The organism is Acinetobacter portensis (assembly GCF_010646905.1).
GTDB classification, from domain to species: Bacteria; Pseudomonadota; Gammaproteobacteria; order Pseudomonadales; family Moraxellaceae; genus Acinetobacter; species Acinetobacter portensis.
On sequence record NZ_JAAARQ010000002.1, the window covers coordinates 819,505 to 835,938 of the forward strand.

The window sequence follows — 16,434 nt, forward strand, 5'->3', positions numbered from 1 at the left end:
CTCATCTCAATAATTTTAGCATCCTTATAGTCTTATCTTATATTTGACTTCCCCATGAGGACAATGACAGGACATTTATGAAAGCGTATTTAGACCTACTACAACATATCCTAGACAACGGTGGCGACAAAGGCGATCGCACGGGTACAGGTACACGTTCTGTATTCGGTCATCAAATGCGTTTTGACCTTTCTAAAGGCTTTCCGCTTTTAACCACTAAAAAAGTTCACTTCCGTTCAATTGTAATTGAATTACTTTGGTTTTTAAAAGGCGATACAAACGTTAAGTATTTGCAAGACAACAAAGTTTCTATTTGGGATGAATGGTCTACGGCAGAACAAACTGCACGTTTTGGTCGTCCTGAAGGTGAACTTGGCCCTGTTTATGGTCATCAATGGCGTAACTTTGGTGGTACAAAAAAAGAAAATGGCTTATACGAGCAAGATGGTTTCGACCAAATTAAATGGCTTGTGAATGAAATTAAAACCAATCCAAATTCACGTCGTTTAATTGTGTCAGGTTGGAACCCGAATGAAGCTGGAAATGTTGCACTTCCACCTTGTCATACATTGTTCCAATTTTTTGTACAAAACGGAAAATTGTCGTGTCAGCTGTATCAACGTAGTGCAGATGTATTTCTAGGCGTACCTTTTAACATTGCAAGCTATGCTCTTCTTACACACATGATTGCGCAAGTTTGCGATTTAGATGTAGGTGATTTTGTTTGGACAGGCGGTGATACGCATTTATATGCCAATCATTTTGAACAGACTCAACTTCAGTTAAGCCGTGAACCCTTGCCTTTATGCCAATTAAAACTTAACCCTAAAATTAAAGATATTTTTGACTTTAAATTTGAAGATATTGAGATTATTGGTTATGAATCACATCCTGGTATTAAAGCACCTGTAGCGGTTTAGTATTTACTTTCTTTTATAAAATAATCCCCCTGTATCCCCCTTTAAAAAAGGGGGAACTTTTGTATCACTCCTCCTCTTTACAAAGGTGAGAAGTGCTACTTCGCAAAGGGAGGGATTAAACTGATTAGAGTCTGTTATGGCATTTCAAAATTTAGAAGTTGTTCACGTTGTTGCAATGGATCAGAAACACTGCATTGGTAAAGGCAACGACTTACCTTGGCATATTTCTGCAGACCTTAAACACTTCAAAGAAATTACCCAAGGTGGCGTTGTTGTTATGGGACGAAAAACCCTTGAATCAATGGGTCGTACCTTACCAAAACGTGTAAATTGGATTATTACACGCGATACAAACTGGTCATTTGAAGGCACTAAAATTGCACATAGTATTGAAGATGCCTTGGCTCAGGCCGTTGAAGACGTAAAAGCATCTGAAAAACCAGAAACTGTTTTTATTATTGGTGGCGGTGAAATTTTCAAACAAACCATTGCTATTGCAGACCGTTTAGAACTTACACATGTAGAACTTGATGTTCAAGGCGATGCGCACTATCCTGAAATTCCAAATAACTTTATAAAAGTTGCCTCTGAAAAACATATTGACGACAAAACAGGGATTGCTTTTGAGTTCGCAACTTACCGAAAATAAAGTAATTATCTTTTAAAAAATAACAATTATGCAAAATATCGGTAGAAAGGAATTCTTCGCTGCTTTGGGAATCGGATTCATCCATTCCCTTTTTAGTCTCTTTGTCATTCTTTCATCTGTTTGGCTATGTTTAGCCATTTGGTTTCAAGAACCATTTGGCTGGCTCATCAGTAGAATTCTTATTGGAATTTGGATTGCATTTGCACTTAGTGTTTTAGGCATTTATGCAACACAGCATTTTTTTAGCCGTGGAAAAGACATCCTACTTTATTGCTTTATGTTTTTATGTGGCTTGTTTTGGTACTTCAGCATACCCGCTTTGGCAGATAGAGAATGGAATCCTGAAGTTGCAAAAACACTAAAATTTGAACAACACGGCGATATTGTTACGCTTAAAAATGTTCGAAATTTCAATTGGCGCACAGAACAAGATTATGATGAAAAATGGGAAACTCGCACTGTAAATTTGAATGAAATTTCAGGTGTGAATGTGATTACATCGTATTGGATGGGACCTCAGATTGCCCACACACTTGTGAGTTTCGATTTTAAAAATAGTGCGCCACTGACTTTTTCTATTGAAATTCGAAAAGAAAAAAATGAAGAATTTTCTACGCTTGGTGGTTTTTTTAGAAAGTTTGAACTCAGCTTAATTGCTGCAGATGAAAAAGATATTATTTACACGCGTAGTAATGTACGAGGTGAACAAGTTTACTTTTTTCCTGTTCAAATGCCAAAAGCCGAAATGCGAGCTTTATTCGAAGAATACTTAAAAAAATCTGCAGACTTAGAAAAGCAGCCCAAATGGTATAACACCCTCACCAGTAACTGCACGACACTTGTTTTTGATATGGTGCAATCTGTTTCAAATCATCAATTACCTGTTGATTATCGTTTGCTTGCTTCTGGCTATCTACCTAATTATTTATATGATTTACGCGCACTTGATCAGAATTGGTCGATGAAAACATGGTATGAAAGAGCGCATGTAAATCCCAAAGTACAAAATATGCATGAATTAACGAGTGAAAAATATTCAAAAATTATTCGTAATCACCTTTCAACACCATATCTACAAACAGATTAAACAAGAAGCCTATAAATCTGAAAGATTTGTATACAAATAATTTCATAAGTTTCTAATTTTTTTAGCTATATTAGTTAAATCCACTCATAAGGAAATTTATAAAATGTTGAAAAAATTCTTAGCAGTTTCACTTCTAGGTTCAACATTGGCTTTCGTTGGTTGCCAATCATTACCGCAACTACCAGGGACGACTGCGAACCTCAATCAACTACAAAATAAAACTTGGGTTGCAACTAAAATTGGTAATTCAACCATTATCACAAATCCATCAGAACGTAATATCGCAAGCTTACAATTTGACGAAGCAACAAAACGTGTAACAGGTTCAGATGGTTGTAACCGTTTAATGGGTTCATTCGATGCTGGTAAACACTCAATTTCTTTCAGCCAAGTTGCATCTACACGCATGGCTTGTATGAACAATGCAAATATCGATCAGTTATTCAACAAGGCTTTAACACAAGTAACCCACTACAAAGTAGAAGGCAAAGTATTACAGCTTCTTGATAACCAAGGTAATTCTGTAATTGAGTTTGAAAGCGCAATTCAACCGCGTTAATAAAATTTTAAAAAGAGCCTACTTTTTGTAGGCTTTTTTTGTATCTATTTATATGAAGAATATTGTAATTGTATAAATTCCCCCCATATATTGAGCCATATATAAATATTTAGGATCATTTCATGCAACAAGCATTATTGGGTGGTGGCTGCTTTTGGTGTACAGAAGCTGTTTTCTTACAACTAAAAGGCGTTACGCACATTACCAGTGGTTATGCAGGTGGTCACACAACACATCCAAGCTATGATGATATTTGCCGTGGCGACACCAATCATGCAGAAGTTATTTTAATTGACTTCGATGAAACTCAAATTTCATATGAACAATTACTAAATGTGTTTTTTGCAATTCATGATCCTACAACCTTAAACCGCCAAGGAAATGATATTGGCACACAATATCGCTCTGTCATTTATTATTTTAATGATGAACAAAAACAACAAGCTGAAAGTTTAATTGAACAACTCGAACAAGATGATTTAGCAATTGTCACTGAAGTCAGTTTAGCACCTCAATTCTTCCCTGCTGAAGAATATCATCAGAATTATTTTGCAAAGAATCCAACACAGGGTTACTGCAATTTTTCAATTCCACCCAAACTTTTAAAACTTCGTAGTAAATTCACAGAATTACTCAAATAAGATTGATTAGGATTTATCAAAAACCTAAGCAATAAAAAAGGACTGCTCAACAGTCCTTTTTTATTTGTTTCAATATTGAAGAATTAAGCTTTTACTTCAGTATTCCAAACATAATCTTGAGCTTGACCTTTTAAAGTCATTTTTAAGCGATCACCTTTTGCCAATGCAGAAACACCTGCTGGCGTACCTGTCATTACCACATCACCAGGTTCTAAAGTAAACACTTGGCTAATGTCTGAAAGCAAATAACCAATATCAAAAATTAAGAAAGATGTATCACCTTTTTGACGTAGCTCATCATTAATATGTAGCGTGTAATGCACATCGTCCCAATCTTTAACTTCTGATGCATCAATCCAATCTGCAAGAATGCATGAACCATCAAAAGCTTTTGCACGTTCCCAAGGCTGACCTTTCTTTTTCAAATCATCTTGCAAATCACGCAAAGTTAAATCTAAACCTAAAGTAATCGCACCAATCGCTTCCAAAGCTTTTTTCGGATCTGTTTCTGCTTTTAAAGTACGATCAATACGTAAAGTCAGCTCACATTCGTGATGGCAATTGCCCCAATCAGGATTCCATGAAATACCATCTTCTAGCGAAGTTAAACTGCTTGGTGGCTTAATAAACAAAACTGGGCGATCAGGAATTGCATTTCCTAATTCTCTCGCATGATCTGCATAGCTACGACCGACACACACAATTTTAGATGGACGTGTACTCATGATGTTCCCTTTCTATCACTGAAATTAAATTATTTTTTAAATGTATTTTCGAAAATGGTTCTGTCTGCTGAATCATTAATGGCACGCTTTGGCACAATAATGACTGTTTTATTTTTTAATTCAAGCATATAAGTGAGTTTACCAATCGCAAAATTTTGCACATCTGCATAATTTACAACGGCTTTACGACCATTTGCATAAAGATCTGCATAATCTTGGAATAAATCCAAACCTTGTTCGCTTTTACCAAACTGATATTTCACAAATTGACGCTTAAACATCATCGGTAAAAACCAATAGCGCATAAATAATTGTAAAAGTAAAAACACAGCGCCTAAAGCAACGTAATAACGTCCTACACCTTCAAAACCTAAATAGAAACCCCAAATAACAATACCAAGGCTGACTGCAGGCGTAATAAAACGGGTAAATTGTTTTTTACCAAAAGTCGCAAGTGCGAAACCATCTTGCGATTCTTCTAAATTTAAAAAATAACGTACAGACAAAGTAGGCTTAGTTTCAGACATCTATGCATCATCAATATTCTATAAAGTAAGCTAAATATTACACTAGAAAAAGAGCTTCTTCTGTTTTTATACGCTGAAACAATGATGTTATTTGGTGATATATTTTTCTAACACGACTAACGCTAAATTTCAGGCACAAAAAAACCGCACTAAATGCGGTTTCTTTCTATTTTACATCTTGATGATGATCAAGTTGGTGCGCTCAGAGAGATTCGAACTCCCGACCCCTTAGTTCGTAGCCAAGTGCTCTATCCAGCTGAGCTATGAGCGCGACGTCTTAATGGGAGGCATTATACGTGATAATTCAGATATGTTAAGTATTATTTTATAATTTAGCTTTCAAGTGTTTAGTTATTATTCAACATTCAATTTTATGGATAATCCTTCAGCACATTCAAACTTTTAAACCATAAATTCATTTAAATGAGCGATGAGTTTTGACATGTTCACATGAAAATTACAGACACAAAAAAACCGCAACATGTGCGGTTCTTTATTTTAAACACTTGCAATAATGTTTAAGTTGGTGCGCTCAGAGAGATTCGAACTCCCGACCCCTTAGTTCGTAGCCAAGTGCTCTATCCAGCTGAGCTATGAGCGCGTACCTGAGTGTCTTTCGACTTCGTTCACGATTAACTTGATTGGTGCGCTCAGAGAGATTCGAACTCCCGACCCCTTAGTTCGTAGCCAAGTGCTCTATCCAGCTGAGCTATGAGCGCATTACAAGTTATTCGTTGGCGGTGAGAGAGGGATTCGAACCCTCGATACAGTTACCCGTATGCATCCTTAGCAGGGATGTGGTTTCAGCCACTCACCCATCTCACCGTAACGAGGCGCCATAATACAAATTAAACGTAGATACTGCAAGCCTAGTCTTTATATATTTTGCATATTTTCGATCAATTAAATACTTTTTAAACAATTTGAGCTTTATTTTGCTACTTTTGATCAATTTTCATCTCTTTTTTGTTTTTATGATGGTATTCGTTTTAGAAAAAATGATTGAATACACATTATTGTCATCAATTACGTGCAGTATTTTGTTGCATGACTTATGCTAAACCTATTCTTCTCACTTGAAGTCACAGATATTATGAAAAATTGGGTCGATCCTGAAGCGAAAGCTGAAGCTGAACGTTATGAAAATCCCATTCCAAGCCGTACTCTTATTTTAGAGACTATTGAAAAGCAAGCTGCACCACTCTCTCATGCAGATTTGGTTGAACACTTTAAAATTGTAGATCAAAAAAGTATTGACGCGTTGAGTCATCGTCTAATCGCAATGGTACGTGATGGTCAACTCATGAAAGATGGGTTTAAATTCCAAATTGCCGAAGAACAGCCTGTTTACGAAGCGACTGTTTATATCAATTCTAAGGGTATGGGTAACGCCAACATCTCAGGTCATGACGATATGTTATTACCTGAACGCGAACTTCGCCTTGTATTTAATGGCGACCGTGTAAAAGTGCGCCAAACCTCTGTAGATCGTAAAGGTAAGCCTTGGGGTTTTATTACAGAAGTTGTTCAGCATCGTGTTAAACAAATTATTGGTAAATTGGCTATTCATGAAGGTGAATATTTTATTCAACCTGCAAACCCCAATGCACATCAGCCTATTACCTTAGAAAAAGAACTGATTGAACATGCCAAAGTCAATGTTGGCGATTCTCTTCGTGTTGAACTTGATACCTACCCAACACGTGAAGAATTTGCCACAGGTCATATTGTTCAATCTATGGCAGATAAAGCAGATACGGAAATTATTATTCCGCAAACTATTTTAGAATTTGGTTTGCCTTACGAATTTCCTGCTGAAGTGGTTAAAGATGCGGAAAGCTTCAAAGAACCTTCCGCACAAGATTGTGAAGGTCGTATCGACTTACGTGATTTACCATTAGTGACTATTGATGGTGAAGATGCGCGTGACTTCGATGATGCAGTATTCGCTGAGAAACGTTCAGGTGGTGGTTACCGTGTTGTTGTTGCCATTGCCGATGTAAGCCATTACGTTCGCACAGATAAGCCTTTAGATAACGAAGCACAAGATCGTGGTACATCGGTATACTTCCCTCACTTTGTATTACCAATGCTCCCTGAAGCACTTTCAAATGGATTATGTTCTTTAAATCCAGATGTTGATCGTTTATGTATGGTGTGTGATTTAAAACTATCACGTGCAGGTCGAGTAACAGGATACGAGTTCTATCCATCTGTCATGCATTCAAAAGCACGCTTAACCTATGACCAAGTTGCACAATACTTTGATGGCGACAGCAATGCAATTACCGAAAATCGTGATGTTCGTAAATCTTTAAATACATTGTTCCAGTTGTATCAAGTGCTAAAAGGCTTACGTGCTGAACGTCATGCAATGGAATTTGAAACCGTCGAAACATATATGACTTTCGATGAGCTTGGTGGTATTACTCAAATCTTGCCACGTAGCCGTAACGATGCGCATAAACTCATTGAAGAATGTATGTTACTTGCGAACGTTGCAGCGGCAGAATATTCATTGAAAAATGAAATTCCAATGCTTTACCGTATTCATGAGCCACCTGAGTTTTCACGCATTCAAAAAGTTCGTGACTTTGTAAAACTATTAGGTTTGCAATTCCCAGAACAACCTACGCAAGCAGATTATCAAGCTGTTATTGAAGCAACCAAAGACCGTATTGATGCACCAAGCATTCATGCCGTACTTTTACGCTCAATGATGCAAGCTTACTATGGTCCAAACAATGCAGGTCACTTCGGCTTGGCATACGATGCATACACGCATTTCACATCGCCAATTCGTCGTTATCCAGATTTGTTGCTTCATAGAGCAATCAAAGCACACTTAAAACAAAAGCCATCTCCGCTTTCTGGTGGTGCTTTAGAAGAAGCAGGAACACATTTCTCTGCAACTGAACGTCGTGCAGATGAAGCATCTCGCTCTGTAACCACTTGGTTGAAATGCCATTATATGCATCAGCATTTAGGTGAAGAGTTTGTCGGTACGATTTCAGCTGTTGCTGAATTTGGGCTATTTGTTACCTTAAAAGATCTTTATGTCGATGGCATGATTCATGTCAGCCAATTGGGCGATGACTTCTTTGTGTTCGATCAAGCAAGTCAAAGTTTAGTCGGGCAAGGTCGTGGTCAGACCTTTAGCTTAGGTGATGAAGTCAAAATTAAAGTTGCATCAGTAAACTTAGAAGATCGTAAGATTGATTTTGAATTGCTTCAACAGTTGACACATGCAGGTCGTACGGTTCGCAGTCGTGCACCAAGAGTTGCGACCAAAGCACCTGCTCAAAACAAAGAGCAAGTATTTGGTGAACGCCCTAAAGCTCAAGTCAGTGAAGATGGTGAAAAACCACTTCGTAAGAAAAAAGCTAAACCTGCGTCTTACACAAAACCAAGTAAGAAATCTGCTGAGAAAATAGAAAAAGCCAAGGCTAAGAAAAAAGCCAAAGCAAAAAAGAAAAAATCTAATGCGAAAGTAAAAATAGATTAATTCTTAAAAATGAAAAAAGAGCGCTTAGGCGCTCTTTTTTATCTAAAAATTTTTTATCTGATCATTTCAAATCATACTTTAAAATGATTAATTCAGCGAAAGCTCATAATTCTTCTTGATTTATCCCTCTACAGCCCTTACATCTACATTAACTTAGAAATTTATGGCGTATTGCAATGACATTAGAAAAGGCAACTTTGCCAGTACCACAATTCGATCAAATTACACTTGAATCATTAAAACAAAATATTGAACACGCGATTCAACAAGGACAATCCTTTCTCAAAGAACTTAAAGATGTCCCTCAATCACATGAAGAGCAATTAAAAATACTCGAGCAAGTCGATACGCTAGAAAACAATATGAGCGAAGCTTGGGGCGTTTTATCTCATCTAAATGCAGTCATGAACAACGCAGAAACACGCGAAGTCTATCAAGCACTCCTTCCTGCTTTAAGTGAATATTACACAGAGCTTGGTCAACACACGGTGCTTTATCAAAGCTATCAACACGTACATGATTCTGCCGAATTTTCAACACTTTCAGAAGCACAGCAAAGCGCAATTAAACTCGCACTTCGTGACTTTAAACTTTCAGGTGTGGCTTTAGAAGGCGAAGCCAAAAAACGTTATGCAGAAATTTCTGCATGTTTATCACAACTATCATCTGACTTTTCAAACCATGTGTTAGATGCAACGCAAGCTTATTTCAAAGTACTTTCTGAAGATCAACTCAAAGGCTTGCCACAAAGTAGCATCGAGCTATTAAAACAATATGGTCAGCAACGCGAACTTGATCAAGCTGTCGCAACTTTAGATATTCCATCTTATCTTGCGATTATGACTTATGCCGAAAACCGTGAATTACGTGCAGAGCTTTATAAAGCCTATACAACACGTGCATCGGAAATGAGTGATCACCCTGAATTTGACAATACAGCAACAATGGAAGAAATTTTAAGCTTACGTCAAGAAATGGCACAACTTCTTGGTTTCCAAAATTATGCAGAACTTTCATTGGCTAGCAAAATGGCGCCAGATGTTGAAACTGTAGATAAATTCCTTGTTGATTTAGCCGAACATGCTCGCGCACCTGCTGAAAAAGAAATTGCAGAATTAAAAGCTATTGCATCTGAAGATGGTATTTCAGATTTAGAACCTTGGGACACCACATACTATTCAGAAAAGCTCAAAGTTCAACAATTTAATCTTTCACAAGAAGCACTCAAACCCTATTTCCCTGCACCTAAAATTCAGCAAGGCTTATTCAGTATTGTGAACCGTCTTTACGGCATTAACATTGTAGAACGCCAAGCACCTGTTTGGCATGAAGATGCTCGCTATTTCGAACTAGAAGATCAAGGCAAAGTTGTAGGTGGCTTCTATTTTGATTTATATGCACGTAGTGGAAAACGTGGCGGTGCATGGATGAGTGGATTCCGTTCACGCATGCAAACCGCAAATGGCTTACAAAATCCAATCTGCTACATGGTATGTAACTTTACTCCACCTGTTGGCAATCAACCTGCGCTATTAACGCATGATGAGGTGATTACTTTATTCCATGAGTTTGGTCACGGCTTACATCATATGTTAACTGAAGTAGATAACATTGCTGTTGCAGGCACACACGGTGTTGCATGGGATGCGGTAGAACTTCCTAGCCAATTTATGGAATTCTGGGCTTGGGATCATGAAAGTTTAGATCTATTAAGCGAACATATCGAAACCAAAGAAACATTATCTAAAGAACTTTTAAAAGCACTGTTAGATGCACGTTTCTTCCAATCAGGTATGCAAACCTTACGTCAAATTGAATTCGCTTTATTTGACTTGAATATTCATAAAGCCAACCCTGCTTTAAATGCGACAAACATCCAGGCAACAATGGATGATATTCGCCATAAATACTCTGTTGCGCCAACGACACCTTATAACCGCTTCCAACACGGTTTTAGCCATATTTTTGCAGGTGGTTATGCAGCAGGATATTACTCATATAAATGGGCAGAAGTCTTAGCAAGCGATGCGTTTGATCGTTTTGAAAATGATGGTATTTTCAACACAGAAACAGGCAAACAGTTTAGAAAGTTTATTCTAGCAGTTGGCGGAAAAGATCAAGCACTTGATGCATTTATCAATTTCCGCAAACGTGAGCCGAAAATTGATGCATTATTACGTCATCAGGGTTGGACGAAAGCCTAGTAAAATCTTAAACTACCTGTCTTAGTTTTAATTTTAGGTAAGTATGATGACTATTAAGCGTCGTTTCATCGCTGGTGCAAAATGCCCAAAATGTCAGGCCTTAGACCGTGTTGTCATGCTTACTTCAGGTGAAAATGAGTGGATTGAATGTATTGATTGTGGTTATAGCGAGAACCGTCCGACTCATATCGATGAGCCAGAAGCCCCTGCTATTCCAGATGATATTGGGGTAATACAATTCAAACCACGTCAAAAATAATGACAGGATTAATGATATGGCAATAAGAGAAAGAAATAATCCAAAACTTTTATGGGGAATTATTGGTTTTCTCATTCTAATTATTGCTGTAATTTTTGCATATTTGAACTTTTCATCGACTGAAGATGAAAGCAAATTGAATACTGAAACACCTGCATCAGAAGCTGTTGTAGCAAGTGAACCTGATCTTCCTGCAAGTGACGTCATTCCAACAGAAGCAAATACTTCTGCTTTAATTTCAGATAAAATTCTTCAAGAAGCTGTTCCTAAAAATGCATCTTTAGCCAAAGAAGAAGTCGCTAAACTCAGCGATATTCAAAGCCAATTGAAAGACCAAGAAAAAATACTCAAAGAACAGCATTCCGATGTCGATCAACTCATCGAACTTAAAGAAGAGCAAATTAAACTACTCGAAGCTCAGCTCGCTGAATCGCAATAAAATTTCATTTTTACATAATTCGGTTAGAATGATGAAAACTCATCCTAGCCGTTTTTCATGACCCCTATTTCTTCAAAGCAAAATCTGCTCAAAGCCATTCTTTGCTTAACTTGCTCAGCTCTGCTTTTTTCACTGATGGGTGTATGTATCCGATATGCATCTTATACAGTAGATAATGCCACAGTGGTATTTTTTAGAAATATTGTGGGTCTATGCATTTTCATACCATTCATCATGAAATACGGCACTGCATTTTTTAAAACAGAAAAACTTTGGATGCATACGTGGCGCTCAGTGGTTGGGCTAATGGCAATGTATGGTTTTTTCTATGCAATTGCACATCTCAAACTTTCAAATGCAATGGTGTTCTCTTACTCCTCACCTATTTTCATTCCGCTTATTGCATGGTTATTTTTAAAAGAAAAAGTCACCAAACCCATGATTTTTGCAGCAACTATCGGGCTATTTGGCGTACTTTTCGTTGCAAAACCCGATTCAGGCTTACTTAATTTACTCTCTGTTATTGGGCTTGTTTCAAGCTTTTTAGCTGCTATGGCATTTGTAACTGTGCGTGCACTCACTTCAACAGAACCACCCGAACGTATTGTCTTTTATTTTTGTTTCTTTGGAACAATTATTTCATCTATTCCCATGTTTTTTGTTTGGCGACCATACACCTATACAGAGCTAGGTTATTTAATTTGTGCGGGGGTTTTGGCAAATATTAGTCAAATTTTTATGTCTAATGCTTATAAACTTGCGCCTGCAGGTCAAATTGGTCCAGTCAATTATATTGCAATTATTTTTGCAGGAATTTGGGGATATTTGTTTTGGCACGAATTACCAGACGTGTATAGCATCATTGGCTTTGCACTTATTTTATCTGCAATTTTATTATGTAGCCCAATCTTGCAAAGGAAGCTAAAAAACTCTTCAAGATAAAACACAATATTCTTAGAAAAATTTAGATAAAAAAAAGTAGCACTGCGACGGTTCTGCACATGCTACTTATAAACTGATGACCCAAACGGGCTATTCCTTGAAAACAATTGAGAAATAAGTAAAAATTCGAATTCTTTATTTATTTTGATCTCATAACATTAATGTATATGGAAATAAAAAATATTGTATGAAAATTGTCTAACAATGCTTAACTTTTCATCGTTTTTACATGACTTTTATTTCAAAATCGCTAATTTTTTTAAATTCTTCCACTCATCACGATCTAATTGATCAAACCAGACAACCAAAGGTTTTTGTTCAGATTTCTTTAAGTAAACAACAATATATAATTGATGATTTAAAATACGTTGAAGTTCAACTCTATATATTTTTTCATTATTATTATATTTTAAACTCCACACATCTTCATCTAAATATGCAAAATATTCAATGTGTGCTTTTTTATGAAAGAATAGAAATGAGATGATTAATAAAACAATCGAAAAGATAAAAAATACAATATTTAATAATGGATATAGTATGAAAATAATTAAGAGAATAATCACTAATTGAAACACAATCGAGATTCGACTGTGTTTCAAATGAAATTCTTTATGCACCATGCACGTAAAACTTCAACTTCTTAATGAAGTCTTTAAGCTCAGGACGTGGAGGCTCAGAAACTTCCATAAACCAATCTAAAAGATCTGGATCTTCTTGCTCAACCAATTCAAAGAACATCTGTTTTTCTTCAGCATCAGCTTTCAAATAATAGTTTTTAACATAAGGATCAAAATAGACATCAATTTCTTTCAAGCCACGACGTGCACGGTAAATTACCTTACGTTCTTCTAAACTAATTTCTTCAGTCATCGTTTTATCCAAAAATAAATCTATTTCAGTAATCTCTAGTGTAACCTAGCCCTTAAAAAGTTTCGATGCATTTATATGAAAAGCCAGTGCGATGAATACATTTAAAAATTAATGAAACTTCAAAATATCATCTTTAAATTTTGCAGCTTTTAAGGCTTTTCGATCTGCCAAATAATTATTCGTCACCTGCCAAATTTTACTTTTACCCTGCTTAGGCAAAACATCCATTGCTCTTGAAATATAGCCTGATGACAAACTACCCATCACGGTATCATCTAACATTTCATTTATATCGCCTTGGGCCACTACCCCTTTATAATTATTTTGATCCATATAATTTAACAGGCGACAAATATACTTAGACGCAATATCAACTTTTAAAGTCCAAGATGCATTCACATAACCAATCATCATTGCCATATTTGGCACATCACTGACCATCACACCACGATACAACATTGTTTTAGAGGTATCTAAAGCTACACCATCGATTGTGGTTTTTATGCCGCCCAATATTTGAATTTCCAAACCTGTCGCAGAAACAATAATATCGGCTTCTATCGTTTTACCTGACTTAAGTAAAATACCTGAGGTTGTAAATTTTTCGATAAGATCTGTTTCTATACTTGCCTGCCCATCACGTAAAACTTGAAACAAATCACCATCAGGTACAACACATAAACGTTGCTCCCATGGATTATATGTAGGAGTGAAGTGCTTAATATCCACCTTGCCCTGCAACTGTTTTTTTATAGAGCTCAATAAATATTTTCTCAACAATTGAGGCTGTTTCTGTGCCAACACATATACAAGGCGCTGCATACCAACATTACGTGCACGTGTAAGTTGATATGTCATTTTCAACGGCAATATATTTTGTATTTTTTTGTAAAATTTATCTACAGATGGAACAGATGCAATATATGTTGGTGATCGTTGTAATAAAGTCACATTCTTCGCACCACCTTTCACTAAAGCAGGAACTAAAGTAATTGCTGTTGCGCCACTACCAATAATAGTAATTTTCTTATTTTTATAATCTAAATTTTCAGGCCAATGCTGCGGGTGAATTAATTCCCCTTTAAATACCTCTTGCTGAGGAAATATCGGCTGAAAGCCTTGATTATAATTATAGTAGCCAGTGCATCCACAGACAAAATTTGCTACCCAAACTTCCATTTGATGTTGAGCATTTTCAATTTCAACGACCCATTTCTTCTTTGAAGAATTGAAGTTCAGAGATAAAATACGATGATTAAAATAAATATGCTTTTCTAATTGCTGTTCAGTCACGACTTCAGATAAATAAGATTTTATAGAAGTACCATCAGCCAATACACTCGCCTTTGTCCAAGGCTTAAAGTTAAAACCAAAGGTCGACATATCCGAATCAGATCGAATGCCAGGATATTTAAATAAGTCCCAAGTACCACCAATATTTTGGCGTTGCTCAACTATTTTAAAACTGCGTTTTGGACATTCTTTTGATAAGTGTGATGCTAAGCCAATACCAGAAATACCAGCACCAATAATTAAAATATCTATTTCTTTTTGCATGATCAGTTTGACTTGAGCTATATCCTCCATATTAGAACACATAGATCAACATGAATACGTTTGTGTTTAATCCATTATATTATTTCAAACATAAAAAAAAGCCGGTTAAAAACCGGCTTTTTCTAAGAACAACTGAAGCTATTCTTACGAAATTATTTAACTTCGCGATCTACAAGCTCAACATAAGCCATTGGCGCAGCATCACCTGCACGGAAGCCTGCTTTAAGCACACGTAGATAACCGCCGTTACGTTCTTTGTAACGAGGGCCAAGAACGGTAAATAATTTACCAACAGTTGCTGCTGAACGAGTACGAGCAAACGCTAAACGACGGTTTGCTACTGTATCGACTTTAGCTAAAGTGATTAAAGGCTCAGCTACACGACGTAATTCTTTCGCTTTAGGAACAGTAGTTTTAATTAACTCATGTTCGAACAAAGAATTAGCCATGTTTTGGAACATCGCTTTACGATGACTGCTTGTACGGCCTAATTTCACACCACTATTACGATGACGCATGGTGATAGTCCTACTTAATTAACGGCTACGATAGGCAAAGCGATCGTCCATACGGAGGCTAGCCGGAGGCCAGTTCTCTAAACGCATGCCGAGTTGCAAGCCTTTTGAAGCCAGAACATCTTTAATCTCAGTCAACGATTTTTTACCTAAGTTAGGAGTTTTTAACAACTCAACTTCAGTACGTTGAACAAGATCACCGATGTAGTAAATATTTTCTGCTTTCAAACAGTTAGCAGAACGAACAGTAAGCTCTAGATCATCTACTGGACGAAGCAAGATTGGGTCAACTTCTTCACGAGGCTCTTGAGCAACTGGTGCTTGATCTTTCTGAAGATCAACAAAAATTGCAATTTGTTGTTGCAAAATTGTTGCCGCTTTACGGATTGCTTCTTCTGGATCAACAGTACCATTTGTTTCAAGATCAATGATCAGCTTATCAAGGTCAGTACGTTGTTCTACACGCGCATTTTCTACGGTGTAAGACACACGTTTAATTGGGCTATAAGAAGCGTCTAATTGTAAACGACCCACTGGGCGAGTTTCGCCTTCAGGGAAGCGTGAATCAGAAGTTTCATAACCACGACCTTGAGAAACTTTCAGGCGCATTTTTAATGAGCCTGAAGCACTTAAAGTACCAATCAAATGTTCAGGGTTAACCACTTCAACATTATGAGGTAAACGAAGATCAGCGGCTGTTACATCGCCAGGACCTTGTTTTTCTAATGTTAAATATGCTTCGTTTTGATCGAACAGCTTAATCGACAATCCTTTTAGGTTCAGCAAGAGCTCGACGATGTCCTGCTGCAAGCCTTCCAAAGTACTGTACTCGTGCTCAACACCCTCAATTTCAACTTCAACCACAGCAGCGCCAGGTAAAGAAGAAAGAAGGATGCGACGTAAAGCATTACCAAGAGTATGACCAAAGCCACGCTCTAAGGGTTCTAGAATAACTTTTGCCGAGGTCCCGCTAACCGCTTCGACCTTGATCGCTTGCGGAGTTAGAAACTCATTTGCAGTACGCGTCATATT

17 protein-coding genes and 4 tRNA genes are annotated in these 16,434 nt (G+C 37.0%); 10 read left to right on the forward strand and 11 right to left on the reverse strand.

The features are described 5' to 3' along the window. The first annotated feature begins 77 nt into the window (after positions 1-77). From thyA to msrA, 5 genes are all read left to right on the forward strand, one after another. The gene (gene thyA, locus GTK57_RS03835) at positions 78-920 is read left to right on the forward strand and encodes a thymidylate synthase (protein WP_163121423.1); all 843 of its coding nucleotides are present in this window, start codon (positions 78-80) and stop codon (positions 918-920) included. Positions 921-1,056: 136 nt separating this feature from the next. Then, the gene (locus GTK57_RS03840) at positions 1,057-1,569 is read left to right on the forward strand and encodes a dihydrofolate reductase (RefSeq protein WP_163121425.1); all 513 of its coding nucleotides are present in this window, start codon (positions 1,057-1,059) and stop codon (positions 1,567-1,569) included. Between the two features lie 28 nt (positions 1,570-1,597). After that, positions 1,598-2,656: an Lnb N-terminal periplasmic domain-containing protein gene (locus GTK57_RS03845; protein WP_163121427.1), complete on the forward strand. Its 1,059-nt coding sequence runs from the start codon at positions 1,598-1,600 to the stop codon at positions 2,654-2,656. 103 nt (positions 2,657-2,759) lie between these two features. After that, a complete protein-coding gene (locus tag GTK57_RS03850) occupies positions 2,760-3,215 on the forward strand; it encodes an META domain-containing protein (RefSeq protein WP_152875715.1) in 456 nt (151 codons plus the stop codon). Positions 3,216-3,337: 122 nt separating this feature from the next. Next, a complete protein-coding gene (gene msrA, locus GTK57_RS03855) occupies positions 3,338-3,856 on the forward strand; it encodes a peptide-methionine (S)-S-oxide reductase MsrA (protein ID WP_152875713.1) in 519 nt (172 codons plus the stop codon). Positions 3,857-3,939: 83 nt separating this feature from the next. Here msrA and GTK57_RS03860 read toward each other — a convergent pair whose 3' ends face one another. The 6 genes from GTK57_RS03860 to GTK57_RS03885 form a co-directional block, all read right to left on the reverse strand. Next, on the reverse strand, positions 3,940-4,581 hold the full coding sequence (locus GTK57_RS03860; RefSeq protein WP_163121429.1) for a fumarylacetoacetate hydrolase family protein: 642 nt from the start codon (positions 4,579-4,581) through the stop codon (positions 3,940-3,942). A gap of 29 nt (positions 4,582-4,610) precedes the next feature. Continuing rightward, positions 4,611-5,108, reverse strand: a complete 498-nt coding sequence (locus GTK57_RS03865) for a YcxB family protein (RefSeq protein WP_163121431.1) — start codon at positions 5,106-5,108, stop codon at positions 4,611-4,613. 194 nt (positions 5,109-5,302) lie between these two features. Next, positions 5,303-5,379 (reverse strand) — tRNA-Arg (locus GTK57_RS03870). Positions 5,380-5,632: 253 nt separating this feature from the next. Then, a tRNA-Arg gene (locus GTK57_RS03875) sits at positions 5,633-5,709 on the reverse strand. A gap of 41 nt (positions 5,710-5,750) precedes the next feature. Then, a tRNA-Arg gene (locus GTK57_RS03880) sits at positions 5,751-5,827 on the reverse strand. Positions 5,828-5,843: 16 nt separating this feature from the next. Then, positions 5,844-5,933, reverse strand: a tRNA-Ser gene (locus tag GTK57_RS03885). A gap of 265 nt (positions 5,934-6,198) precedes the next feature. Between GTK57_RS03885 and rnr the strand changes: the two genes are divergently transcribed. From rnr to GTK57_RS03910, 5 genes are all read left to right on the forward strand, one after another. Further along, positions 6,199-8,613 (forward strand): ribonuclease R, encoded by a 2,415-nt coding sequence (gene rnr / locus GTK57_RS03890; protein WP_188110917.1) that lies wholly within the window; start codon positions 6,199-6,201, stop codon positions 8,611-8,613. 176 nt (positions 8,614-8,789) lie between these two features. Continuing rightward, on the forward strand, positions 8,790-10,817 hold the full coding sequence (locus GTK57_RS03895; RefSeq protein WP_163121433.1) for a M3 family metallopeptidase: 2,028 nt from the start codon (positions 8,790-8,792) through the stop codon (positions 10,815-10,817). 52 nt (positions 10,818-10,869) lie between these two features. Next, the gene (locus tag GTK57_RS03900; protein WP_171522155.1) at positions 10,870-11,076 is read left to right on the forward strand and encodes a YheV family putative zinc ribbon protein; all 207 of its coding nucleotides are present in this window, start codon (positions 10,870-10,872) and stop codon (positions 11,074-11,076) included. Positions 11,077-11,092: 16 nt separating this feature from the next. Next, a complete protein-coding gene (locus tag GTK57_RS03905) occupies positions 11,093-11,515 on the forward strand; it encodes a hypothetical protein (protein WP_163121436.1) in 423 nt (140 codons plus the stop codon). Between the two features lie 57 nt (positions 11,516-11,572). After that, positions 11,573-12,457, forward strand: a complete 885-nt coding sequence (locus tag GTK57_RS03910) for a DMT family transporter (protein ID WP_163121438.1) — start codon at positions 11,573-11,575, stop codon at positions 12,455-12,457. A gap of 236 nt (positions 12,458-12,693) precedes the next feature. Here GTK57_RS03910 and GTK57_RS03915 read toward each other — a convergent pair whose 3' ends face one another. The 5 genes from GTK57_RS03915 to GTK57_RS03935 form a co-directional block, all read right to left on the reverse strand. Then, positions 12,694-13,035 (reverse strand): hypothetical protein, encoded by a 342-nt coding sequence (locus tag GTK57_RS03915; protein WP_206752273.1) that lies wholly within the window; start codon positions 13,033-13,035, stop codon positions 12,694-12,696. Positions 13,036-13,069: 34 nt separating this feature from the next. Further along, on the reverse strand, positions 13,070-13,330 hold the full coding sequence (locus tag GTK57_RS03920) for an FAD assembly factor SdhE (RefSeq protein ID WP_152874597.1): 261 nt from the start codon (positions 13,328-13,330) through the stop codon (positions 13,070-13,072). 108 nt (positions 13,331-13,438) lie between these two features. Continuing rightward, positions 13,439-14,887 carry a flavin-containing monooxygenase gene (locus tag GTK57_RS03925; protein WP_163124592.1) on the reverse strand — a complete coding sequence of 483 codons (1,449 nt, stop codon included), beginning with the start codon at positions 14,885-14,887 and terminating at the stop codon, positions 13,439-13,441. Positions 14,888-15,039: 152 nt separating this feature from the next. Further along, entirely contained in the window at positions 15,040-15,405 is a 366-nt protein-coding gene (gene rplQ / locus GTK57_RS03930) for a 50S ribosomal protein L17 (RefSeq protein ID WP_034587447.1), read from the reverse strand. 18 nt (positions 15,406-15,423) lie between these two features. Then, positions 15,424-16,431: a DNA-directed RNA polymerase subunit alpha gene (locus GTK57_RS03935; RefSeq protein ID WP_152874598.1), complete on the reverse strand. Its 1,008-nt coding sequence runs from the start codon at positions 16,429-16,431 to the stop codon at positions 15,424-15,426. Positions 16,432-16,434: the final 3 nt, after the last annotated feature.